The organism is Methylotenera sp. G11, assembly GCF_000799735.1.
GTDB lineage: Bacteria > Pseudomonadota > Gammaproteobacteria > Burkholderiales > Methylophilaceae > Methylotenera.
Genome location: NZ_JUHH01000001.1, coordinates 1,737,891 through 1,761,066, shown reverse-complemented (window position 1 = coordinate 1,761,066; position 23,176 = coordinate 1,737,891). Strand labels below are relative to the sequence as shown.

General features: G+C 49.2%; 13 protein-coding genes, 2 tRNA genes and 5 rRNA genes. 11 read left to right on the top strand and 9 right to left on the bottom strand.

Going from position 1 to position 23,176, the window contains the following annotated elements; all coding sequences use genetic code 11:
• The first annotated feature begins 24 nt into the window (after nucleotides 1-24).
• The 7 genes from GQ51_RS08155 (at nucleotide 25) to rrf (GQ51_RS08125) (ending at nucleotide 9,237) form a co-directional block, all read left to right on the top strand.
• A 23S ribosomal RNA gene (locus GQ51_RS08155) occupies nucleotides 25-2,917 on the top strand.
• A gap of 226 nt (nucleotides 2,918-3,143) precedes the next feature.
• Nucleotides 3,144-3,257: ribosomal RNA gene (gene rrf / locus GQ51_RS08150) — 5S ribosomal RNA — on the top strand.
• A gap of 568 nt (nucleotides 3,258-3,825) precedes the next feature.
• A 16S ribosomal RNA gene (locus tag GQ51_RS08145) occupies nucleotides 3,826-5,363 on the top strand.
• A gap of 103 nt (nucleotides 5,364-5,466) precedes the next feature.
• Nucleotides 5,467-5,543: transfer RNA gene (locus GQ51_RS08140), tRNA-Ile, on the top strand.
• Between the two features lie 15 nt (nucleotides 5,544-5,558).
• Nucleotides 5,559-5,634, top strand: a tRNA-Ala gene (locus GQ51_RS08135).
• 370 nt (nucleotides 5,635-6,004) lie between these two features.
• A 23S ribosomal RNA gene (locus tag GQ51_RS08130) occupies nucleotides 6,005-8,897 on the top strand.
• Between the two features lie 226 nt (nucleotides 8,898-9,123).
• Nucleotides 9,124-9,237, top strand: a 5S ribosomal RNA gene (rrf, locus tag GQ51_RS08125).
• The 16S, 23S and 5S rRNA genes sit together here with 2 tRNA genes alongside, the layout of an rRNA operon.
• A gap of 398 nt (nucleotides 9,238-9,635) precedes the next feature.
• Here rrf (GQ51_RS08125) and GQ51_RS08120 read toward each other — a convergent pair.
• The 5 genes from GQ51_RS08120 to GQ51_RS08100 form a co-directional block, all read right to left on the bottom strand.
• On the bottom strand, nucleotides 9,636-10,712 hold the full coding sequence (locus tag GQ51_RS08120) for a sulfate/molybdate ABC transporter ATP-binding protein (RefSeq protein WP_047551977.1): 1,077 nt from the start codon (nucleotides 10,710-10,712) through the stop codon (nucleotides 9,636-9,638).
• Between the two features lie 68 nt (nucleotides 10,713-10,780).
• Entirely contained in the window at nucleotides 10,781-11,674 is an 894-nt protein-coding gene (gene cysW / locus GQ51_RS08115; protein ID WP_047551975.1) for a sulfate ABC transporter permease subunit CysW, read from the bottom strand.
• A 19-nt stretch (nucleotides 11,675-11,693) separates the two neighbouring features.
• Nucleotides 11,694-12,524, bottom strand: coding sequence for a sulfate ABC transporter permease subunit CysT (gene cysT / locus GQ51_RS08110; protein ID WP_047551973.1), 831 nt, complete (start codon nucleotides 12,522-12,524; stop codon nucleotides 11,694-11,696).
• A gap of 153 nt (nucleotides 12,525-12,677) precedes the next feature.
• Complete coding sequence (locus tag GQ51_RS08105) at nucleotides 12,678-13,562, bottom strand: EAL domain-containing protein (RefSeq protein ID WP_047554050.1); 885 nt, start codon at nucleotides 13,560-13,562, stop codon at nucleotides 12,678-12,680.
• Between the two features lie 40 nt (nucleotides 13,563-13,602).
• A complete protein-coding gene (locus GQ51_RS08100) occupies nucleotides 13,603-14,601 on the bottom strand; it encodes a sulfate ABC transporter substrate-binding protein (protein ID WP_047551971.1) in 999 nt (332 codons plus the stop codon).
• Nucleotides 14,602-14,896: 295 nt separating this feature from the next.
• On the opposite strand from GQ51_RS08100, the gene epsC reads away from it, so the two are divergent.
• From epsC to GQ51_RS08085, 3 genes are read left to right on the top strand one after another with little or no spacing between them, the layout of a single operon-like run.
• Nucleotides 14,897-15,832: a serine O-acetyltransferase EpsC gene (gene epsC / locus GQ51_RS08095; RefSeq protein WP_047551969.1), complete on the top strand. Its 936-nt coding sequence runs from the start codon at nucleotides 14,897-14,899 to the stop codon at nucleotides 15,830-15,832.
• 38 nt (nucleotides 15,833-15,870) lie between these two features.
• Nucleotides 15,871-16,788, top strand: a complete 918-nt coding sequence (locus tag GQ51_RS08090) for a family 2A encapsulin nanocompartment shell protein (RefSeq protein WP_047551967.1) — start codon at nucleotides 15,871-15,873, stop codon at nucleotides 16,786-16,788.
• The gene (locus GQ51_RS08085) at nucleotides 16,775-18,619 is read left to right on the top strand and encodes a family 2A encapsulin nanocompartment cargo protein cysteine desulfurase (protein ID WP_047551965.1); all 1,845 of its coding nucleotides are present in this window, start codon (nucleotides 16,775-16,777) and stop codon (nucleotides 18,617-18,619) included. The genes GQ51_RS08090 and GQ51_RS08085 overlap by 14 nt, the downstream gene beginning before the upstream one ends.
• 184 nt (nucleotides 18,620-18,803) lie before the next feature.
• On the opposite strand, the gene GQ51_RS08080 is transcribed toward GQ51_RS08085, so the two are convergent.
• From GQ51_RS08080 to GQ51_RS08065, 4 genes are all read right to left on the bottom strand, one after another.
• Nucleotides 18,804-19,121 (bottom strand): DUF2325 domain-containing protein, encoded by a 318-nt coding sequence (locus tag GQ51_RS08080; RefSeq protein WP_047551963.1) that lies wholly within the window; start codon nucleotides 19,119-19,121, stop codon nucleotides 18,804-18,806.
• A gap of 69 nt (nucleotides 19,122-19,190) precedes the next feature.
• The gene (locus GQ51_RS08075; protein WP_047551961.1) at nucleotides 19,191-20,201 is read right to left on the bottom strand and encodes a sulfate ABC transporter substrate-binding protein; all 1,011 of its coding nucleotides are present in this window, start codon (nucleotides 20,199-20,201) and stop codon (nucleotides 19,191-19,193) included.
• A gap of 150 nt (nucleotides 20,202-20,351) precedes the next feature.
• A complete protein-coding gene (locus tag GQ51_RS08070) occupies nucleotides 20,352-21,956 on the bottom strand; it encodes an OprO/OprP family phosphate-selective porin (RefSeq protein WP_047551959.1) in 1,605 nt (534 codons plus the stop codon).
• 94 nt (nucleotides 21,957-22,050) lie between these two features.
• A complete protein-coding gene (locus GQ51_RS08065; RefSeq protein ID WP_052177769.1) occupies nucleotides 22,051-22,272 on the bottom strand; it encodes a YezD family protein in 222 nt (73 codons plus the stop codon).
• 308 nt (nucleotides 22,273-22,580) lie between these two features.
• Here GQ51_RS08065 and rimP point away from each other — a divergent pair, with 308 nt between their 5' ends.
• Nucleotides 22,581-23,075, top strand: coding sequence for a ribosome maturation factor RimP (rimP, locus tag GQ51_RS08060; RefSeq protein WP_047551958.1), 495 nt, complete (start codon nucleotides 22,581-22,583; stop codon nucleotides 23,073-23,075).
• Nucleotides 23,076-23,176: the final 101 nt, after the last annotated feature.

Here is a 23,176-nt window from a genome sequence, read left to right as displayed (position 1 = left end):
AGGGTTCAGGTTTTAACGTTATAGGATCAAGTGAATAAGTGCATATGGTGGATGCCTTGGCGATTACAGGCGATGAAAGACGTGATAGCCTGCGAAAAGGTTCGGGGAGCTGGCAAATAAGCTTTGATCCGGACATGTCTGAATGGGGAAACCTACCCGCAAGGGTAACCGCTCCTGAATATATAGGGAGATGGTGGCAAACCGAGTGAACTGAAACATCTAAGTAGCTCGAGGAAAAGAAATCAACCGAGATTCCGTAAGTAGTGGCGAGCGAACATGGAATAGCCTGTTATTTTTAGCACATGCGATAGTAGAACGGAATGGAAAGTCCGGCCATAGAGGGTGATAGCCCCTTATACGAAATCCCGTGTGTGGAACTAGGGTAACGAAAAGTAGGGCGGGGCACGAGAAACCTTGTCTGAACATGGGGGGACCATCCTCCAAGGCTAAATACTCGTAATCGACCGATAGTGAACCAGTACCGTGAGGGAAAGGCGAAAAGAACCCCGGGAGGGGAGTGAAATAGAACCTGAAACCGTATGCATACAAACAGTGGGAGCGGACTTGTTCCGTGACTGCGTACCTTTTGTATAATGGGTCAGCGACTTACATTCAGTAGCAAGCTTAACCGATAGGGGAGGCGTAGCGAAAGCGAGTCCGAATAGGGCGTCTAGTTGCTGGGTGTAGACCCGAAACCAAGTGATCTATCCATGGCCAGGATGAAGGTGCCGTAACAGGTACTGGAGGTCCGAACCCACAAATGTTGAAAAATTTGGGGATGAGCTGTGGATAGGGGTGAAAGGCTAAACAAACTTGGAAATAGCTGGTTCTCTCCGAAAACTATTTAGGTAGTGCCTCGTAAATCATTCTTGGGGGTAGAGCACTGTTATGGCTAGGGGGTTCATAAGAACTTACCAAACCATTGCAAACTCCGAATACTGAGAAATGCAATTACGGGAGACAGTCCATGGGTGCTAACGTCCGTGGACAAGAGGGAAACAACCCAGACCGACAGCTAAGGTCCCAAATGACGTGCTAAGTGGAAAACGAAGTGGGAAGGCATAGACAGCCAGGATGTTGGCTTAGAAGCAGCCATCATTTAAAGAAAGCGTAATAGCTCACTGGTCGAGTCGTCCTGCGCGGAAGATGTAACGGGGCTAAGCACGTAACCGAAGCTTCGGATGCTGCATTCTTCGGAATGTATGCATGGTAGGAGAGCGTTCTGTAGGCCTGCGAAGGTGTGCTGTGAGGCATGCTGGAGGTATCAGAAGTGCGAATGCTGACATGAGTAGCGATAAAGGGAGTGAAAAGCTCCCTCGCCGAAAACCCAAGGTTTCCTGCGCAACGTTCATCGGCGCAGGGTGAGTCGGCCCCTAAGGTGAGGCAGAGATGCGTAGCTGATGGGAAACAGGTTAATATTCCTGTACCTGTATACAATGCGATGTGGGGACGGAGAAGGTTAGGTCAGCCGGGTGTTGGATGTCCCGGTTCAAGCGTGTAGGTTGGTTCTTTAGGCAAATCCGGAGAGCTAAGACTGAGACGTGATAACGAGCGTACTTGTACGTGAAGTGATTGATACCATGCTTCCAAGAAAAGCCACTAAGCTTCAGTTGTATAGAGACCGTACCGCAAACCGACACAGGTGGGTAGGATGAGAATTCTAAGGCGCTTGAGAGAACCCGGGAGAAGGAACTCGGCAAATTAGCACCGTAACTTCGGGAGAAGGTGCGCCCCGGTAGAGTGTAGCGACTTGCTCGTGAAGCTCGATGGGGTTGCAGTGAAAAGGTGGCTGCGACTGTTTAATAAAAACACAGCACTCTGCAAACACGAAAGTGGACGTATAGGGTGTGACGCCTGCCCGGTGCTGGAAGATTAAATGATGGGGTGCAAGCTCTTGATTGAAGTCCCAGTAAACGGCGGCCGTAACTATAACGGTCCTAAGGTAGCGAAATTCCTTGTCGGGTAAGTTCCGACCCGCACGAATGGCGTAACGATGGCCACACTGTCTCCTCTCGGGACTCAGCGAAGTTGAAATGTTTGTGAAGATGCAATCTCCCCGCGGCTAGACGGAAAGACCCCATGAACCTTTACTGTAGCTTTACATTGGACTTTGACAAGATTTGTGTAGGATAGGTGGGAGACTATGAAGCGGTGTCGCCAGATATCGTGGAGTCATCCTTGAAATACCACCCTGATGTTGTTGAGGTTCTAACCTAGGTCCGTAATCCGGACTGGGGACCGTGTATGGTGGGCAGTTTGACTGGGGCGGTCTCCTCCCAAAGAGTAACGGAGGAGTGCGAAGGTAACCTAGGTACGGTCGGAAATCGTACTGATAGTGCAATGGCATAAGGTTGCTTGACTGCGAGACGGACAGGTCGAGCAGGTGCGAAAGCAGGTCATAGTGATCCGGTGGTTCTGTATGGAAGGGCCATCGCTCAACGGATAAAAGGTACTCTGGGGATAACAGGCTGATTCCTCCCAAGAGTTCATATCGACGGGGGAGTTTGGCACCTCGATGTCGGCTCATCACATCCTGGGGCTGTAGCCGGTCCCAAGGGTATGGCTGTTCGCCATTTAAAGTGGTACGTGAGCTGGGTTTAAAACGTCGTGAGACAGTTTGGTCCCTATCTGCCGTGGGCGTTGGAAATTTGAAGGGACCTGCTCCTAGTACGAGAGGACCGGAGTGGACAGATCTCTGGTGGACCGGTTATCACGCCAGTGGTATAGCCGGGTAGCTAAATCTGGAAGAGATAAACGCTGAAAGCATCTAAGCGTGAAACTCGCCTTGAGATGAGATTTCCCTGGGGGTTCAACCCCCCTAAAGAGTCGTTCGAGACCAGGACGTTGATAGGTCGGATGTGGAAGCGCAGTAATGCGTTAAGCTGACCGATACTAATTGCTCGTGAGGCTTGATCCTATAACCTTAAAACTTGAACTAAACACCGTAAAAAGTGAAATGTGAAAAGTGAAACGGTTGTTTAAAGCACGATAATGTAGTCATACCCATTTGAGTTCATGTGATACACATGAATGACTTTACTTCTTCCAATTTGTTACAGACGCCTCATGAAAATGAGACGGCAACACAGCATTTCTGCTGATGAATCGACTGAAAAGTCAAAGCATCGGTGATACCAGTTATGCTTGGCGGCCATAGCGGTTTGGACCCACCCCTTCCCATCTCGAACAGGGCCGTGAAACGAACCAGCGCCAATGATAGTATGCTTCTTGCATGCGAAAGTAGGTCACTGCCAAGCTATTTATACCAAAACACCCCTCCATGAAAGTGGCGGGGTGTTTCTATTTGTGTAAGACCCTGATTCGCAAATGTAACAATTATGTAACAGATTAGAAATAGGGGTTGACCAAAGTTAAAAGCGCTGTAAAATGCGCGCCTTCGCTGACGAAACAAGTGAGTGAAGGGAAGTAAAAAGGCGTTAAGAAGTACGGTTAATTTTAATTAAGAAATAATTCGAAATTAAGGTTGACGAGCTCGGAAAGCTCTGTATAATGCGCACCTCGTTAACGCAAAGCGTAACGCGGATTGAAATAAAAAGCTCTTTAACAATATAACAACTGATAAGTGTGGGTGCTTGTGAACTAGGCAGCTGACCTGATCGCTACGGGATTTATCCGGTAGTTTGGTATCAGGATCAGACCTCAGAAAATACAAGTGCTTACACTTAAATTTATGACAAGTATGTACATGTGCTTTTATAGCAACACATACCTTGAAATGAATTTGAGTCACCGGCCTTTAAATAGGCTGGTAAAGCAAAAGCGAAATACCACCTCGCAAGAGGAAAAAAGTAATAGTTGTGAATTAAACTGAAGAGTTTGATCATGGCTCAGATTGAACGCTGGCGGAATGCTTTACACATGCAAGTCGAACGGCAGCACGGACTTCGGTCTGGTGGCGAGTGGCGAACGGGTGAGTAACATATCGGAACGTATCCAATAATGGGGGATAACTAATCGAAAGGTTGGCTAATACCGCATACGCCCTACGGGGGAAAGCTAGGGACCTTCGGGCCTGGCGTTAATGGAGCGGCCGATATCTGATTAGCTAGTTGGTGAGGTAAAGGCTCACCAAGGCGACGATCAGTAGCTGGTCTGAGAGGACGACCAGCCACACTGGAACTGAGACACGGTCCAGACTCCTACGGGAGGCAGCAGTGGGGAATTTTGGACAATGGGCGCAAGCCTGATCCAGCCATTCCGCGTGAGTGAAGAAGGCCTTCGGGTTGTAAAGCTCTTTCGCAAGGGAAGAAAACTTACCCTCTAACATAGGGTGAGGTTGACGGTACCTTGATAAGAAGCACCGGCTAACTACGTGCCAGCAGCCGCGGTAATACGTAGGGTGCGAGCGTTAATCGGAATTACTGGGCGTAAAGCGTGCGCAGGCGGTTTTGTAAGTCAGATGTGAAATCCCCGAGCTCAACTTGGGAACTGCGTTTGAAACTACAAGACTAGAATATGTCAGAGGGGGGTAGAATTCCACGTGTAGCAGTGAAATGCGTAGAGATGTGGAGGAATACCAATGGCGAAGGCAGCCCCCTGGGATAATATTGACGCTCATGCACGAAAGCGTGGGGAGCAAACAGGATTAGATACCCTGGTAGTCCACGCCCTAAACGATGTCTACTAGTTGTTGGTGGAGTAAAATCCATGAGTAACGCAGCTAACGCGTGAAGTAGACCGCCTGGGGAGTACGGTCGCAAGATTAAAACTCAAATGAATTGACGGGGGCCCGCACAAGCGGTGGATTATGTGGATTAATTCGATGCAACGCGAAAAACCTTACCTGGCCTTGACATGTAACGAACTTTCCAGAGATGGATTGGTGCTCGAAAGAGAACGTTAACACAGGTGCTGCATGGCTGTCGTCAGCTCGTGTCGTGAGATGTTGGGTTAAGTCCCGCAACGAGCGCAACCCTTGCCATTAATTGCCATCATTTAGTTGGGCACTTTAATGGGACTGCCGGTGACAAACCGGAGGAAGGTGGGGATGACGTCAAGTCCTCATGGCCCTTATGGCCAGGGCTTCACACGTAATACAATGGTCGGTACAGAGGGTTGCCAACCCGCGAGGGGGAGCCAATCCCAGAAAGCCGATCGTAGTCCGGATTGTAGTCTGCAACTCGACTACATGAAGTCGGAATCGCTAGTAATCGCGGATCAGCATGTCGCGGTGAATACGTTCCCGGGCCTTGTACACACCGCCCGTCACACCATGGGAGTGGGTTTTACCAGAAGTAGGTAGTCTAACCGCAAGGAGGACGCTTACCACGGTAGTATTCATGACTGGGGTGAAGTCGTAACAAGGTAGCCGTATCGGAAGGTGCGGCTGGATCACCTCCTTTCTAGAGACGACCGAATTTGCAAGCATTCACACTTATCAGTTGTTAGAAGTCAGCAGCATCAATGATTGACCAAACATTGGCGGAAACGCTAAGTAAACCTTGAGGGTCTGTAGCTCAGCTGGTTAGAGCACCGTCTTGATAAGGCGGGGGTCGATGGTTCGAGTCCATCCAGACCCACCAGATTCACCTGAAAATGGGGGATTAGCTCAGCTGGGAGAGCACCTGCTTTGCAAGCAGGGGGTCAACGGTTCGATCCCGTTATCCTCCACCAAGTATTGATGTTGTATGTAAGAAATTAGAAGTAAGTGTTCGCTTGAATATTTACTTCTGGTTTTTAACTAGACTGTTCTTTAACAAAATGGAAGAAGTAAAGAGAATGCACACTGTGTGATGACAGTGATGTATTCAAAATGGGCAATATATCTTAGTCGGATATATTGAATGATTGCAAAATCGAAACATTTGCTTCGTTAAGTCTCAATACTGCAGCAATGCGGTATTCAGAAATAATGAAACAAATAAACCATCTTAATCTGTACAACCTTGCAGATTAAGAAAAGTTGCTTTAGAAAGCCTATGACGGGTGTCTCATGCACCATGAAAACTGGATAATTAAAAGGGTTCAGGTTTTAACGTTATAGGATCAAGTGAATAAGTGCATATGGTGGATGCCTTGGCGATTACAGGCGATGAAAGACGTGATAGCCTGCGAAAAGGTTCGGGGAGCTGGCAAATAAGCTTTGATCCGGACATGTCTGAATGGGGAAACCTACCCGCAAGGGTAACCGCTCCTGAATATATAGGGAGATGGTGGCAAACCGAGTGAACTGAAACATCTAAGTAGCTCGAGGAAAAGAAATCAACCGAGATTCCGTAAGTAGTGGCGAGCGAACATGGAATAGCCTGTTATTTTTAGCACATGCGATAGTAGAACGGAATGGAAAGTCCGGCCATAGAGGGTGATAGCCCCTTATACGAAATCCCGTGTGTGGAACTAGGGTAACGAAAAGTAGGGCGGGGCACGAGAAACCTTGTCTGAACATGGGGGGACCATCCTCCAAGGCTAAATACTCGTAATCGACCGATAGTGAACCAGTACCGTGAGGGAAAGGCGAAAAGAACCCCGGGAGGGGAGTGAAATAGAACCTGAAACCGTATGCATACAAACAGTGGGAGCGGACTTGTTCCGTGACTGCGTACCTTTTGTATAATGGGTCAGCGACTTACATTCAGTAGCAAGCTTAACCGATAGGGGAGGCGTAGCGAAAGCGAGTCCGAATAGGGCGTCTAGTTGCTGGGTGTAGACCCGAAACCAAGTGATCTATCCATGGCCAGGATGAAGGTGCCGTAACAGGTACTGGAGGTCCGAACCCACAAATGTTGAAAAATTTGGGGATGAGCTGTGGATAGGGGTGAAAGGCTAAACAAACTTGGAAATAGCTGGTTCTCTCCGAAAACTATTTAGGTAGTGCCTCGTAAATCATTCTTGGGGGTAGAGCACTGTTATGGCTAGGGGGTTCATAAGAACTTACCAAACCATTGCAAACTCCGAATACTGAGAAATGCAATTACGGGAGACAGTCCATGGGTGCTAACGTCCGTGGACAAGAGGGAAACAACCCAGACCGACAGCTAAGGTCCCAAATGACGTGCTAAGTGGAAAACGAAGTGGGAAGGCATAGACAGCCAGGATGTTGGCTTAGAAGCAGCCATCATTTAAAGAAAGCGTAATAGCTCACTGGTCGAGTCGTCCTGCGCGGAAGATGTAACGGGGCTAAGCACGTAACCGAAGCTTCGGATGCTGCATTCTTCGGAATGTATGCATGGTAGGAGAGCGTTCTGTAGGCCTGCGAAGGTGTGCTGTGAGGCATGCTGGAGGTATCAGAAGTGCGAATGCTGACATGAGTAGCGATAAAGGGAGTGAAAAGCTCCCTCGCCGAAAACCCAAGGTTTCCTGCGCAACGTTCATCGGCGCAGGGTGAGTCGGCCCCTAAGGTGAGGCAGAGATGCGTAGCTGATGGGAAACAGGTTAATATTCCTGTACCTGTATACAATGCGATGTGGGGACGGAGAAGGTTAGGTCAGCCGGGTGTTGGATGTCCCGGTTCAAGCGTGTAGGTTGGTTCTTTAGGCAAATCCGGAGAGCTAAGACTGAGACGTGATAACGAGCGTACTTGTACGTGAAGTGATTGATACCATGCTTCCAAGAAAAGCCACTAAGCTTCAGTTGTATAGAGACCGTACCGCAAACCGACACAGGTGGGTAGGATGAGAATTCTAAGGCGCTTGAGAGAACCCGGGAGAAGGAACTCGGCAAATTAGCACCGTAACTTCGGGAGAAGGTGCGCCCCGGTAGAGTGTAGCGACTTGCTCGTGAAGCTCGATGGGGTTGCAGTGAAAAGGTGGCTGCGACTGTTTAATAAAAACACAGCACTCTGCAAACACGAAAGTGGACGTATAGGGTGTGACGCCTGCCCGGTGCTGGAAGATTAAATGATGGGGTGCAAGCTCTTGATTGAAGTCCCAGTAAACGGCGGCCGTAACTATAACGGTCCTAAGGTAGCGAAATTCCTTGTCGGGTAAGTTCCGACCCGCACGAATGGCGTAACGATGGCCACACTGTCTCCTCTCGGGACTCAGCGAAGTTGAAATGTTTGTGAAGATGCAATCTCCCCGCGGCTAGACGGAAAGACCCCATGAACCTTTACTGTAGCTTTACATTGGACTTTGACAAGATTTGTGTAGGATAGGTGGGAGACTATGAAGCGGTGTCGCCAGATATCGTGGAGTCATCCTTGAAATACCACCCTGATGTTGTTGAGGTTCTAACCTAGGTCCGTAATCCGGACTGGGGACCGTGTATGGTGGGCAGTTTGACTGGGGCGGTCTCCTCCCAAAGAGTAACGGAGGAGTGCGAAGGTAACCTAGGTACGGTCGGAAATCGTACTGATAGTGCAATGGCATAAGGTTGCTTGACTGCGAGACGGACAGGTCGAGCAGGTGCGAAAGCAGGTCATAGTGATCCGGTGGTTCTGTATGGAAGGGCCATCGCTCAACGGATAAAAGGTACTCTGGGGATAACAGGCTGATTCCTCCCAAGAGTTCATATCGACGGGGGAGTTTGGCACCTCGATGTCGGCTCATCACATCCTGGGGCTGTAGCCGGTCCCAAGGGTATGGCTGTTCGCCATTTAAAGTGGTACGTGAGCTGGGTTTAAAACGTCGTGAGACAGTTTGGTCCCTATCTGCCGTGGGCGTTGGAAATTTGAAGGGACCTGCTCCTAGTACGAGAGGACCGGAGTGGACAGATCTCTGGTGGACCGGTTATCACGCCAGTGGTATAGCCGGGTAGCTAAATCTGGAAGAGATAAACGCTGAAAGCATCTAAGCGTGAAACTCGCCTTGAGATGAGATTTCCCTGGGGGTTCAACCCCCCTAAAGAGTCGTTCGAGACCAGGACGTTGATAGGTCGGATGTGGAAGCGCAGTAATGCGTTAAGCTGACCGATACTAATTGCTCGTGAGGCTTGATCCTATAACCTTAAAACTTGAACTAAACACCGTAAAAAGTGAAATGTGAAAAGTGAAACGGTTGTTTAAAGCACGATAATGTAGTCATACCCATTTGAGTTCATGTGATACACATGAATGACTTTACTTCTTCCAATTTGTTACAGACGCCTCATGAAAATGAGACGGCAACACAGCATTTCTGCTGATGAATCGACTGAAAAGTCAAAGCATCGGTGATACCAGTTATGCTTGGCGGCCATAGCGGTTTGGACCCACCCCTTCCCATCTCGAACAGGGCCGTGAAACGAACCAGCGCCAATGATAGTATGCTTCTTGCATGCGAAAGTAGGTCACTGCCAAGCTATTTATACCAAAACACCCCTCCATGAAAGTGGCGGGGTGTTTCTATTTGGGAAGCGCGAATGCATTGATGTGCGTAATGATGGTGCGCGTAATGATTGCGAATTTTCATCCTTTATTAAAACCATTTCTAATTTGCTGTTTGGCTCTTTTGCAGCAGTTAAGATATAGTTTTTTCCTGTCAGTAGACATATTTTCAATTTCTCTTAGCTTTGGTTAGAGCCAGTTTTAAGCTAACGAGCTGCATTTACATGTAGTCGGGTTGCCTGGTTTCAAGCAGAGATGCGCATAATAGATTTTTGGCGCTAACTATAATAGTTTGACCGCAGTATAAAAAATAGCGCATGATTTTATTAGTTAAATCATGCGCTATTTTATGTGGCAGGATAGTGTGAATGGATCAGGCGGTGAGTTGTTTATCCAGAAACACTCTGACATTGCGTGGATACACGAATACCTTATCGCCTTGGCTAAGTGCCAGTTCTTTAAAGCGTTCCTGTGTCAATTCAGCTTCAATCAGCTCAGTATGATCTGTACGCTGCAGTTCTAACCTGACTAATGGCCCAATCGCATGCACGTAACTGATAAAAGCTTCGAACTTAGGATTGGAGCCAGTTTCCTCTTTGAATATTTCAATATCATGCGGGCGCACATAGGCTACGGCTGGGCTGTTCTGTGTTTGCTGATGTGATTCTATCTTGAAATCTACACCAGCAATTTTTGCCTCACCGTTGTGGATGTGGCTGTCAAACTGATTTACATTACCCAGGAACTGGTAAACAAATGGTGATACCGGGTGGTCATAAACATCCTGCGGCGTACCAATCTGCTCGATTTGGCCTTTGTTGATGACCACGACACGGTCGGCTACTTCCAGCGCTTCTTCCTGATCATGGGTGACGAAAATACTGGTGATATGTAGTTCATCATGCAGTCGACGCAACCATCGGCGCAGTTCTTTGCGAACTTTTGCGTCAAGTGCGCCAAATGGTTCGTCCAGCAGCAACACTTTAGGCTCGACAGCTAATGCGCGTGCCAGGGCAATACGCTGGCGCTGGCCGCCGGATAGTTGCGGTGGATAACGATCAGCGAGCCAGTCCAGCTGAACCAGTTCCAGCAACTCATGCACGCGTCTTTTGATTTCGGCATCAGATGGGCGTGTGCTCTTGGGTCTTACGCGCAGGCCAAAAGCAACATTTTCGAACACAGTCATGTGGCGGAATAAAGCATAGTGCTGAAACACAAAGCCTACCTCGCGCTCTCGTACCTGGCGCTCTGTAGCATCGGCGCCATGAAACAGAATATTGCCGGAATCAGGCGTTTCAAGGCCCGCAATGATTCTTAACAGCGTGGTTTTGCCGCAACCTGATGGCCCGAGTAAGGCGACTAGCTCGCCGCTTGGTACATCCAGGCTGACATCGTTGAGCGCACTAAAGCTGCCAAAGTTTTTTCTTACGTTACGGATTTCTATACTCATGGGTTTAATTCCAATACTGTAATTTTCTAATTAATAAACATTCGCCGTCGATGGTTTAAATGGTTGCCTTAGTTGCTGTCTTCATTAACGCTGGCATTACGCGCCACTTGCCATTCCACAAAGGATTTAAGGACTAAGGTCACTAAAGCCAGCAGTGCCAGCAGGGAGGCAACAGCAAATGCTGCCGCATAGTTGTATTCGTTATACAAAATTTCTACATGCAGCGGCATGGTGTTAGTCATGCCGCGAATATGGCCGGATACCACAGAAACAGCGCCGAACTCGCCCATTGCGCGTGCGTTGGTCAGTATGACGCCGTATAGCAGCCCCCATTTGATATTAGGCAAAGTAATGCGCCACAGAATCTGCCAGCCAGAAGCCCCCAGTACCAGGCCAGCTTCTTCTTCATCCTTGCCTTGTGCCTGCATCAGCGGAATCAACTCACGCGCCACGAATGGAAAGGTTACGAAAATCGTCGCCAGCACGATGCCGGGAATAGCAAAAATGACTTTGAAATCATGATCGGATAGATACGAGCCAAACCATCCCTGCAAACCAAAAATCAGCACATAAATCAAACCTGCAATGACTGGCGATACTGCAAATGGCAGATCAATCAAGGTGATCAAAATGCTTTTGCCTTTGAACTCGAACTTGGCAATTGCCCATGCTGCAGCAACGCCGAATACAAGGTTCAGGGGAACTGCAATTGCAGCGGCAATCAGGGTGAGCTTGATTGCTGAAAGTGCATCGGAATCTGTCAGCGCACTGACATAGGTTTCAAAGCCTTTGCGCAGTGCTTCAGTGAAAACCGCCAGCAGCGGCACAAACAGGAATAGACTTAAAAACACTAAGGTCGTGATAATCAGCGCCCAGCGTATCCACGCAGGTTCGGACGTCGCGCGGCTGCGGCTGACCTTGTTATGATAGTTGGCGTATTGTGATGAAGTGGTATTTGACATGATATGAACCTAATTGAGCTTAATAGGATGATCCGTTGCGGCGGGTTGCCCACCATTGCAGGCCATTGATTGCAAAAAGCAGCAGGAACGAAATCACCAGCATTACCACGGCAACGGCGGTAGCGCTTGAATATTCATATTGCTCAAGTTTGGTAATAATGATTAATGGGGTGATTTCAGACACAAACGGGACATTGCCGGCAATAAAGATCACAGATCCATATTCGCCGATTGCCCTGGCAAAGGCCAGTGCAAAACCGGTAAGCAATGCCGGCCATAATGTGGGTAAAATGACTTTGGTAAAAGTCTGCAAGCGGTTCGCACCTAAACTGGCCGCAGCTTCTTCAGTTTCGGCTTCCAGGTCTTCGAGCACCGGCTGTACTGTGCGCACCACAAAAGGCAGGCCAATAAATGTAAGTGCAATAATCACACCGATAGGCGTGAATGCTACTTTAATACCATGCGGTTCGAGCAATGACCCGATCCAGCCATTGCCGGCATAAACGGCTGTCAGTGCAATGCCGGCTACCGCCGTAGGCAGTGCGAATGGCAGGTCCACCAGCGCGTCAATGATTTTCTTACCGGGAAAGCTATAACGTACCAGCACCCACGCAGTCAGCAAACCGAAAACCGCATTGATTAACGCGCCTATCAACGAGGCGCCGAAAGTCAGCTTGTAAGACGCTAGCACGCGAGGCGCCGTCACCACAGCCCAGAACTCATCGAAACTGAGTTCGGTGGTTTTTATAAAAGCGGCTGATAGCGGTATTAACACGATCAAGCTTAAATAGAGCAGCGTGTAACCTAGGGTCAGATTAAAGCCCGGAAGTACGTTTTTTTGTTTTGCCATAATATTCAGTGATTAATTTGAGTGATCGCGCGCTAATTTAACAGAAACATATATATTGCAAAAATAATGATTTGTAATATTGATATAAGGAATAGTGATTAAGTGGCGGCTACCGGCAGTTAACGCTTGCCGGTAGCCAAGTTGAGAATTGAATCAGGCTGCGCTTTTAACCTGGGTATTAACAGCGCTGGTTTTGAATAATTTAGCCGGCTGCAACTCATGGGCGGTTACCGGTTTTGCCAGAAAATACCCTTGCACCAGGCTGCTGCCGCTTTCAATAGCAATATCCAGCTGTTCCTGAGTTTCGATGCCGGTAATCACAGGCTGGGCGCCGAGGTCTTTAATCATTTTGAGCAGGCCGGGCAGAATTTTGCGTATGTGCTCATTTTGTTCGGCTTTTTGAATCAGGGATTGGTCAAGCTTTACAAAATCAGGTGCAAATTTCCACAGGCGATCAATATGTGACTGGGTGCTGCCAAAACGGTCAATCGCTATGCGGTAGCCGCGGGCGCGATAATTATCTATGGCTTCTGTCAGCAATTTTTCCTGCTCGATCTGTCCTTCCTGAATCTCGATTACCACCCGTTCTGTTGGTACGGAGTTTGAGTGCAGGATTCTTTCAAACACTTTGCCGTGTGCATTGACTGCAATTAATAGCTTGGGATGCACATTCAGGAATAGCAGACCATTCTCGGCATAAATCTGCCTGAAATTCAGCACATGCAAGGTTCGGCTGACACGGTCAAACTGCACCAGCTTGCCAGCCTGCTCTGCATAGGTAAACGCGAACCCCGGGGTGCTGGAAAGCTCTCCGCCTAGTGAAGGCCGCAACAGCGCCTCGTGACCGAACAAGTCGCCAGCCTGAATGTCATAAATTGGCTGAAATGCGCTGTTGAGCCTGACACCTAAAAATGTACTGTTAAACTCGCCTGTTGATTGTTCGACCAGGCCGTAGTCATCCAGATCCAGCTGCAAGGTTTCCTTCAACTGTAACCTGAGCTGCTCAATGTGATTGCTTGTATTGTCCGTAGCTGCCATGCTGTATTCCCATCTGTTTCTTTCAAAATTACGCGATATCTTATTTTTGATAAATCTTGTCAAACGTGCCGCCATCGGCAAAGTGTATTTTCTGAGCCTTTGCCCAGCCGCCGAATACTTCCTCAACGCTGAATAGATCTATTGGTTTAAAGCGGTCTTTATACTTGTTCGCAACAGAATCCAGCGTGGGTCTCAAGTAATGATGCACTGCAATTTCCTGCCCGGCTTCAGAGAAGTGGTATTCGACATAGGCTTGCGCAACGGCCTGTGTTTTATGTTTTTTGGCAAATTTATCAACTACGGTAACCGGGTTCTCAGCCAGGATACTTGCTGATGGATAGACCACATCAAATTTGTCGCCCAGCTCTTTTTTAATCAGGTTAACTTCGTTTTCAAATGTGAGTAATGCATCGCCAATATCGCGCTGGGCAAAAGTGGTGGTTGCGCCGCGGCCGCCGGCATCCAGTACCGGCACATTTCTGAACAGTTTTGTTACAAAATCTCTCGCTTTTGCTTCATCACCGCCTTTTTTAATGACATAACCCCAAGCTGCGAGATAGCTGTATTTGCCGTTACCGGAGGTTTTCGGGTTGGGAATCACGACAGAGATCCCCGGTTTAACCAGATCATCCCAGTCCTTGATGTTTTTCGGGTTGCCTTTGCGTACCAGGAACACTGTGGTTGAGTTGGTTGCAGAGCTGTCATTTGGCAGGCGTTTTTGCCAATCCCGGGGAATCAGTTTTGAGCGCTCGTACAGGATATCAATATCAGGTGCCTGATTCATGGAGATGACATCAGCTTCAAGACCGTCGGCAACAGATCTGGCCTGCTTGCTGGAGCCGCCGTGCGATTGATTGATCGTGACTGTTTCGCCGGTTTTTGCTTTCCAGTATTTTGTAAAAGAGGCATTAAAGTCTTTGTAAAACTCACGCGTAACATCGTAAGACACGTTAAGTAATGTCGTATCTGCGCTTGCCGATGCCGGTAGCAGTGCGCTGGAAATAACGAATAATGCCGGGATGATGTGTTTTTTGAACATGGAATTCTCTAGCTGAAAGTAATGAGGACTGAACTTTAACGAGAATATTTAATAATGTAAAAGAATGGTATTTAATATATATATAACAAATAGTGATTAATGATAATTTGATATGCACCCTTTTTTTAGCAGCACGAGTGGTGTATATTGGGCACATGTGAATAGCCAATGCATTGTGTGCAATGGCATTGGCTAAAAATTTTTGTTATTCGAATTTGCAGTGCTGACCGGACAACCGGAAGCCAGCGTGTCGTGAGACACGCTGGCTTTTTTTATTTCTGCTACAGGTGTTGATATGCTCCATCCTACTACAGCGTCATTTAACGAAAGCTTTGATATTCCGGATATTGTGCAAGCGCTGCGCGATGTCAGGTTAACGTCATTGGAGCAGCGGCACAGGCGAAATAAGCCGCCAAAGCTTCCTTCAAGAAAATCGCTGCAGGAGGTGGTGGATGGCCTGAGCGCAGCGCTGTTTCCTAACCGGCTGGGTACCCCGGGGTTGAAAGAAGAAAGTGTTGATTATTTTGTCGGATATACCCTGGATGCTGCGTTGCGTGAACTCAACACGCAGATCCAGCTGGAGCTGCGATATTCCGCAGACACCGGGCACGATAAAACTCCCAGCGCCGAGGCCGCTTTCAATAAAGCACGTGCATTTGCCAGGACGTTGCCGCAAATCCGCAAGCTGCTGGATACCGATCTCGATGCAGCTTTTGAAGGTGACCCGGCTGCACGCAGCCTGGATGAGGTGCTGGTTTGCTACCCCGGCATATCTGCAATTATCAATTATCGCCTGGCGCACGAGCTGCATCAGCTGGGATTGCCGCTGATTGCCAGAATCATTTCAGAGTTGGCGCACTCAGCCACAGGCATAGATATTCACCCCGGCGCGGCAATAGGCGAAGGATTCTTTATCGATCACGGAACCGGGGTGGTGATTGGAGAAACTGCCGTAATCGGCCGCCATGTTCGGCTTTACCAGGCTGTCACCCTGGGAGCCAAGCGCTTTCCTACCGATGAGCACGGACACCTGATCAAAGGCAGTGCCAGGCATCCGATACTCGAAGATGACGTGGTGATTTATGCAGGCGCCACCATTCTCGGCCGCATCACCATAGGCGCCGGTTCAGTCATCGGCGGTAATGTCTGGCTGACCCGCAGCGTGCCGCCGGGCAGCCAGGTCACTCAGGCCAAAACCCAGGAACACGCAGTTAACGAAACTGCACAGTAGCCCAGATTTCATATTTAAAATTTTCACAGGAGAAAGCAATGACTGACATACACCAAGCCCATACCGCATTAGGCGACGTAGCTGCGCGTACATTATCGAATGCAACTAAAACCGTCCCCATGATGGGCACCATCACGCCGCGCTGGCTGGTGCATCTGCTGCAATGGGTGCCGGTAGAAGCGGGTATTTACCGCGTCAATAAAGTCAAGGATCCAAGTTCCATTGAGGTGGATTGTTCGGCAAAAGATGAGCGCGAGATTCCGGCAACCTTTGTAGACTACGAGGAGTGGGGCCGCGAGTATGTGCTGAATGCGGTGAATACCGCAGTGGATGTGCATACCCGTGTTTCAGATTTATACAGCAGCCCGCACAACCAGATCAAAGAGCAATTGCGTTTGACCATTGAAACCGTTAAAGAGCGCCAGGAGAGCGAGCTCATTAACAATAAAGAATATGGTTTGCTGAACAATATTGCACCGTCGCAGAAAGTGAAGTCGCGCACCGGCTCGCCAACGCCGGATGACTTTGACGAACTGCTGGCTAAGGTGTGGAAAGAGCCGGCATTCTTTCTGGCGCATCCGCAGGCAATCGCTGCATTTGGCCGTGAGTGTACACGCCGTGGCGTGCCGCCGCCAACCGTAGCATTATTCGGATCCCAGTTCATTACATGGCGCGGCGTACCGATCATTCCATGCGATAAATTGAAAGTGACGGGCGGCAAAACCAACATTCTATTGCTACGCACCGGTGAAAGCCGTCAGGGTGTGGTCGGGCTGTACCAGCCTAATCTACCTGGCCAGCAGAGCATGGGGCTGTCTGTGCGCTTCATGGGCATTAACCATAAGGCGATCGCTTCCTATCTGGTATCGTTATATTGCTCATTGGCTGTGCTGACGGATGACGCGATCGCTGTGCTGGAAAATGTTGATGTAGGCAACTACTATGACTACAAGTAATCAATTTTCAACGGCATTGGGTGATTTATCATCATTTGAGCCGGAGGCGATACTGGCTGCAATGCCCGGCGAACATCCGCGTATGGCTGCCGGGCTTGCCGTGGGCAGGCAGGCCAGCCAGAACGGCGTACTGGATGTAGCCGAGTTAAGCCGTATAGCCAATGAGCTGTATGCGGAGGGTTTTCCGGCAGGTGCGCTTTTTGGCCAGGCTGAGGATTTCCCTTCCAATGCCTCACTGTCGCAAATTGCAGCCGCCTCAGTGCTGCCGGGTGCAAATGCCCCAAAAGACCCGGTGCAGGCACCAATACCTTCCATCTGGCAGGCCGTGCCTGGTGCTGTTTCCGGTGTGCCGAGCCTGGCTGATGCCAGCTATGCAAACCAATGGCCTGTCAGTAAGGATGGGCTGCAATCGGGCTGGCTGCCGCTGGGTATCGATGATCCGTATCAGGCAGAGCTTAACCGGATATTGGATGGCGCACTGGCGGGTAAACCGGATGGCGCTGTGGCTGGCGTGCCCGGCGGCACAAGTTTAACGCCATATTATTTTTTACAGGATGCATTGCTGAAGACACAGCCGGCAGTGCCGGCCGCCGCGCATCCGCCGTTTGATGCGAACCTGGTACGTAAAGACTTTCCGATTCTGCGTGAACTGGTGAACGGGCGTCCCCTGATCTGGTTTGACAATGCGGCTACGACACAAAAACCGCAGGCCGTGATAGATAGAATCGCTTACTTTTATGCGCATGAGAATTCAAATATCCACCGTGCCGCACATGAACTTGCAGCACGTGCGACCGATGCCTATGAAGGGGCGCGTGAAACCGTAAGGCGATTCATCAATGCGCCATCTGTAGATAATATTGTGTTTGTGCGCGGTACTACAGAGGCGATCAATCTGGTAGCGAAGACCTGGGGTAAGAAACACCTGGGCGAAGGCGATGAGATTGTCATTTCACATCTGGAGCACCATGCCAATATCGTGCCCTGGCAGCAGCTTTGCCAGGAAACAGGCGCCAGGCTCAAGGTGGCACCTGTCGATGACAGCGGACAGATACTATTGGCAGAGTACCAGCAGTTGCTGACTCCGCGCGTGAAACTGGTTTCATTCACCCAGGTATCCAATGCACTCGGAACGGTCACGCCTGCAGCAGAAATGATACAGATGGCACACCGGGCCGGTGCAAAAGTATTGCTCGATGGCGCGCAGTCGGTGTCGCACATGCGCACGGATGTGCAAGGGCTGAATCCTGATTTCTTTGTGTTTTCGGGCCATAAAGTGTTTGGCCCAACCGGTATCGGCGTGCTGTACGGAACATCCGAAGTGCTGGATGACATGCCAGCCTGGCAAGGTGGCGGCAATATGATTCAGGACGTCACTTTTGATAAAACCGTATACCATGAAGCACCGGCCAAGTTTGAGGCCGGTACCGGCAATATCGCAGATGCGGTGGGTTTGGGCGCTGCGCTGGAATATGTGGAGCGCATCGGCATCGATCACATTGCGCGTTATGAGCATGAATTATTGGTCTATGCCACAGCAGCAATGTCCAGAATACCCGGCTTGCATCTGGTGGGTACTGCTAAGGAAAAAGCCAGTGTACTTTCATTCCGGTTGGATGGATTCAAGAGTGAGGAAGTGGGTGCGGCGCTCAATCAGGAGGGGATTGCAGTACGTTCCGGGCACCACTGCGCGCAGCCAATCCTGCGCCGTTTTGGCGTGGAAACTACGGTGAGGCCGTCGCTGGCTTTTTATAATACGCCTGCGGAGGTGGATGTCATGGTGAACGCCTTGCTGCGGCTGACTTCAAACAAGGCGCCTGGTGGTTTTTAGATCAGCAGCATGCTCAATGGATAGCCGTCAGGCGGTAATGGTGGCAAATGGCAAAAAAAGTCCGGCAATCTGTATGTGCATTTAAACAGATTGCCGGAAAAGAGCATGAAATGCTAAGGAGAAGCGCCGCTTTGTTTTAAGTGTCAAGTGGCCACCACTATAGATTTATGAACGATTTCTGTGCCTAATGCTTGAGCACATGTTTGAGGCTGGGGCTCAGTGCATTCTGCTCGATGATTTCCGATAAACGCTCTCTGGAACCGTTTGGCGTATAAATCACTTTAATGCCGCGCCTGACGGCGTTACGTTTTAATTTATAAGTAATGGAGTGATTAATCCATTTCGTGATCAGCACAATAACCTTAGTGTTTTGCGGAATCACTTTGTTACTATCGCCAGCTTTACGGCCTGACCAGTGGTTTACCTGATCAATACCGTAATTGCCGAATACTTCTTTAATGCCTTCAATCTGGTCACCACCCACAATCAATACTGAACTCATGATAAGAGCCTCCTTGTAAGATCCGGCACCAGATTTTGTCCGGTGCCGGATTTGGTTTAGATTATCCAGTTATTTCTGATAGATCTGGTCGAAAGTGCCGCCATCGGAAAAGTGTGTTTTCTGTGCCTTTTGCCAGCCGCCGAACTCTTCGTCAATTTTTACCAGGTTGGCTTTCGGGAATTGGCTTTCATACTTTTTGGCTACAGATTCCAACGTCGGGCGGTAGTAGTTCTTCGCCGCAATTTCCTGGCCTTCTTCAGTGTAAAGGTAATCAAGATAGGCTTTGGCTACAGCTTCGTTGCCATGCTTCCTGGCAAACTTGTCCACAACGGTGACCGGTGGTTCAGCCAGGATAGACAGTGAAGGCACTACGATTTCAAACTTGCCTACGCCCAGTTCCTTTTGTGCGAGGAAAGCTTCGTTTTCCCAGGCCAGCAATACGTCGCCGATGCCGCGTTCAACGAAAGTGGTGGTTGAGCCACGTGCGCCGGTATCCAGTACAGGAACATTTTTCAGTAATTTGCCAACGAACTCTTTGGTTTTAGCTTCGTCGTTACCGTATTTCTTCTGTGCAAACGCCCATGCCGCGAGGTAGTTCCAGCGCGCGCCGCCTGAGGTTTTAGGGTTGGGCGTAATCACGGATACACCAGGTTTCACCAGGTCATCCCAGTCTTTAATATTTTTCGGGTTGCCTTTTCTAACCAGCAGCACAATGGTCGATGTATAAGGCGAGCTGTTATGTCCCAGGCGCTTTTGCCAGTCTTTAGGAATCAGTTTGCCCTTTTCCTGCAGTTGGTCTACGTCATAAGCCAGCGCGAGTGTCGCAACATCGGCATCCAGGCCATCGATAATGGCACGGGCCTGTTTACCGGAGCCGCCGTGTGAGGTCTTGATGGTGACTTTATCGCCGGTTTTAGCCAGCCAGTATTTGCTGAATGCCGCGTTGAAGTCCTGGTACAACTCACGGGTCGGGTCGTAGGAAACGTTCAGTAAGTTGATGTCTTTGGCTAAAACCGTGCTCGGTGCCGTTACGCTGAATACCGCGGATAACAGTGCGATTGCTAATAGTGATTTTTTCATTGCGATGTCCTTTAAATTCTTTAATCTGGTTTTGTTTGGTTTTTAATGTTTGAGCTTTTAATGTTTGAACAATGACAATCCATGATTAACCTTCCTGAAATGTGCATCCCTTGATTTGAGATGCACAGTTTCATATCTCAGAGTTGATAATTAGAACGCTACCTGGAAGCGCGCCAGGATGGCTTCTTCGTCATCACGGTCACGCACGTTGCTGCCGCTGGCGTTATTGTTGGTGGTTTGTGCCAGCCCTTTAGCCAGCGCGCCGCCATCAAACGTGGTGCGGGCGTAATTCAATGAAAGTTTCGCGTTGGTGTTCAAGTACCAGTTGACGCCGAGCGTCCAGGTTTCAGCAGATTTCGCACTTTTTGTTAAGTCCGAGAATGTGTTGCTGATACCGCTGCCTTCAGCGCCGTATTGTCCGGCCGCATTTTTGAAGGTATCTTCATCAAGATTGATTTCGCTGTAACGGGCAACCAGCTCCCATGCGCCCCAGCCACCTTTGTCCAGGTCGAAGTCCTGTTTGGGCTTAACCCCTTTGAAAGAAGCATCTTCACCGGTCAGCAGGTATGAAACGCCAACGCCCCATGCATCATGCTTAAGGTTCTTGTGGGTGCCGGGAGTAATGACGGTTGGTGTTCCTGCGCCGCCGGCCGCTGGAGAACCGCCGCTGGACAGGCTGACATCCTGGGATACCTTGGCATATTCAGCGATCACGCCAAATGGGCCGTTATAATAATTGGCCTGCGGAGACCAGCGTACGCGTTTGCCGTCTGCAATGGCATTGCTGGTGTAGCGGAAGAAAGTCTGCTGTCCTTCCGTTACGTAGCTTGGCAGGCCGTTGCGGGTTGCATCTGCGGCGGAAGTATCCGTGAAGTTGAGATTTTTCTCGCCGGTGTAGTCGGTCCAGGTACCGCCGATACCAAAGCCTAGCCCAGCCAGCGCAGAGTCTGAATCAATGAATGGTGTCGCAAAGATACGGGCAGTATATTCACGTTCCCCGTTATATTCGGTGCCGGTGCTGATGTTGCCGCCATCGGCAACGCCATTGACGATACCGACGCCATAATTGAGTTTGTTGCCGAAAAGATCACCGGAAACAGTGATGCCCAGATCGCGGTTTGGCAGGATTGCATTGGTCACGTAGCTACGCTCGATGAATTTGAGGTCGCCGCCGCCTTGCAGGCGTTCGAGACCTACGATACTTTTTTGTTTACCGGCCCGGATTTTAAACTCCGGGCTCAGGTTTGCTTCTACGTAAGCATCAACGGCAGAGGCGCTGCCGCCTGCAAACTCCGGTGTAAAGCGGAAACCGTATTTACCGGCAACCTTGCCTTCAATGGTAGGGCGCACGCGGCGCAACAGGCTGGAATCTTCAGCATCGTGGAAGCCGTTTGCGTCCAGTATGCCGGCCCTTTCATTTGTCCGGCCGCGTACATCATTGGCACCTTCTGAAAAATGACGGTGATCGGCTTGCAGCAAACCACGGATTTTCACCTCATTCTTGCCGTCGGCAGAACCGAATGAGAAGCCGCCGGTGCCGGCTTTAACCACCGGCGCCGCTTTTTTCTCGGCAGCTGCGGTTTCTTCGTTGATTTCCCCTTTGCGGGCCAGTACTTTGACCTGCTGGCTTAACTCTTGCACCAGGTTGCGTAATTCTTCCAGTTCTGTGCTGTCATTCGCGTTAGCGGCATAAGGCAGCGATAATAAGCCGGTTGCTAATAATGCAGAGGCGAATTTTGTGTATTTAAATTGCATTCTTGTCTCCTGTTTTAGCTTCCAGTGAACCGGTCAGCCATTTTTTCTTTAAAGTTTTTTAAGCGTTGCTTATTACCGCTGCTGGTGCAGTTGGTTATTTTTTTGTGGTATCCGGATTCGGGCTGTGGATGAACCTCAGCTTCTCGCGTTTTTCAATCTGGGTCACACGTCCTTCATGCAGCACTATTTCGATTGAACCAAAGCCGGAGCCTTGTTTAAGCTCTTCAACCGCGCGCAATATCTCTTGTGACACGTCAGCGCTTTTGCTGCCGTTTATGCGGCCAGGGTGATGACTGATATTGTTGGTAAGTGACATGTTGATCTCTTGAATAAATGCGTTAATTGATAAGAGCTGCACTATAAAAGCAATCATTAATAATTAAAAATAATATTTATTTATTAATTTATAATCAAAATGAATATAAATGGGTCGTCGGGCACAAATCGGGGGAAAGCCAACTATTTATCTGTAGTGATTCCAATTCATTGAATTCATTGGTATAATGCGGATGGATTTTTTTGATGGGCTTTGAGCCCATTTTTTGTTTCTGCAATTTGCGTAACGCGATTTAGTAAATGATCAAGCGTTTGTCGAGTTGCGGCGAAATTGAGGGTTGAGTAATCATGCAGGATTTGCATACTTTGATAGAGCAGTCTGTTAGCCAGTTAGGCTATGAGCTTGTTGATTTGGAGATTTCTAATCGCGGAAAACTGCTGCGTGTGTTTATCGACAAGCAGAACCCGGAAGATATCAAAGATAGCGTGAATATTGATGATTGCGTGCTGGTAAGCAACCAGCTCGGCAACCTGCTGTCGGTTGAGCATGAAATTGATTATGACCGTCTGGAGGTTTCTTCGCCGGGCATGGATCGCGTACTGAAAAAAGAAGCGGATTTTCTGCGTTTCATCGGTGAGCGCGCTACCGTTAAATTGCGTGTGCCATTGGTGGAAGCGGTGGTGAATGCTAAAACCGGTGCAGAAGAGAAGGTAAGCAAGAAGAATTTTCTGGGGATTCTGCGCGGTGTGGAAGACGCCAGCTTGCTGCTGGAATGCGACGGTGTAATACAGAAAATAGCGATAGCGAATATCGATAAGTCGCGCTTGAACCCGGTGTTCTAGCGTAAAAATATTTTAAGAAATAAAGGGTGTTTTTCATTCAGCCTGCTACCTGTTAACGGGGTGCCCGGTCAAGGCAATAAAAGCCTGAGCTGTTAAAGTTG

Coding starts and splice junctions, on each gene's coding strand:
- GQ51_RS08120 (WP_047551977.1), bottom strand. CDS start 10,712: ATGAGTATAGAAATCCGTAACGTAAGAAAAAACTTTGGCAGCTTTAGT.
- cysW (WP_047551975.1), bottom strand. CDS start 11,674: ATGTCAAATACCACTTCATCACAATACGCCAACTATCATAACAAGGTC.
- cysT (WP_047551973.1), bottom strand. CDS start 12,524: ATGGCAAAACAAAAAAACGTACTTCCGGGCTTTAATCTGACCCTAGGT.
- GQ51_RS08105 (WP_047554050.1), bottom strand. CDS start 13,562: ATGGCAGCTACGGACAATACAAGCAATCACATTGAGCAGCTCAGGTTA.
- GQ51_RS08100 (WP_047551971.1), bottom strand. CDS start 14,601: ATGTTCAAAAAACACATCATCCCGGCATTATTCGTTATTTCCAGCGCA.
- epsC (WP_047551969.1), top strand. CDS start 14,897: ATGCTCCATCCTACTACAGCGTCATTTAACGAAAGCTTTGATATTCCG.
- GQ51_RS08090 (WP_047551967.1), top strand. CDS start 15,871: ATGACTGACATACACCAAGCCCATACCGCATTAGGCGACGTAGCTGCG.
- GQ51_RS08085 (WP_047551965.1), top strand. CDS start 16,775: ATGACTACAAGTAATCAATTTTCAACGGCATTGGGTGATTTATCATCA.
- GQ51_RS08080 (WP_047551963.1), bottom strand. CDS start 19,121: ATGAGTTCAGTATTGATTGTGGGTGGTGACCAGATTGAAGGCATTAAA.
- GQ51_RS08075 (WP_047551961.1), bottom strand. CDS start 20,201: ATGAAAAAATCACTATTAGCAATCGCACTGTTATCCGCGGTATTCAGC.
- GQ51_RS08070 (WP_047551959.1), bottom strand. CDS start 21,956: ATGCAATTTAAATACACAAAATTCGCCTCTGCATTATTAGCAACCGGC.
- GQ51_RS08065 (WP_052177769.1), bottom strand. CDS start 22,272: ATGTCACTTACCAACAATATCAGTCATCACCCTGGCCGCATAAACGGC.
- rimP (WP_047551958.1), top strand. CDS start 22,581: ATGCAGGATTTGCATACTTTGATAGAGCAGTCTGTTAGCCAGTTAGGC.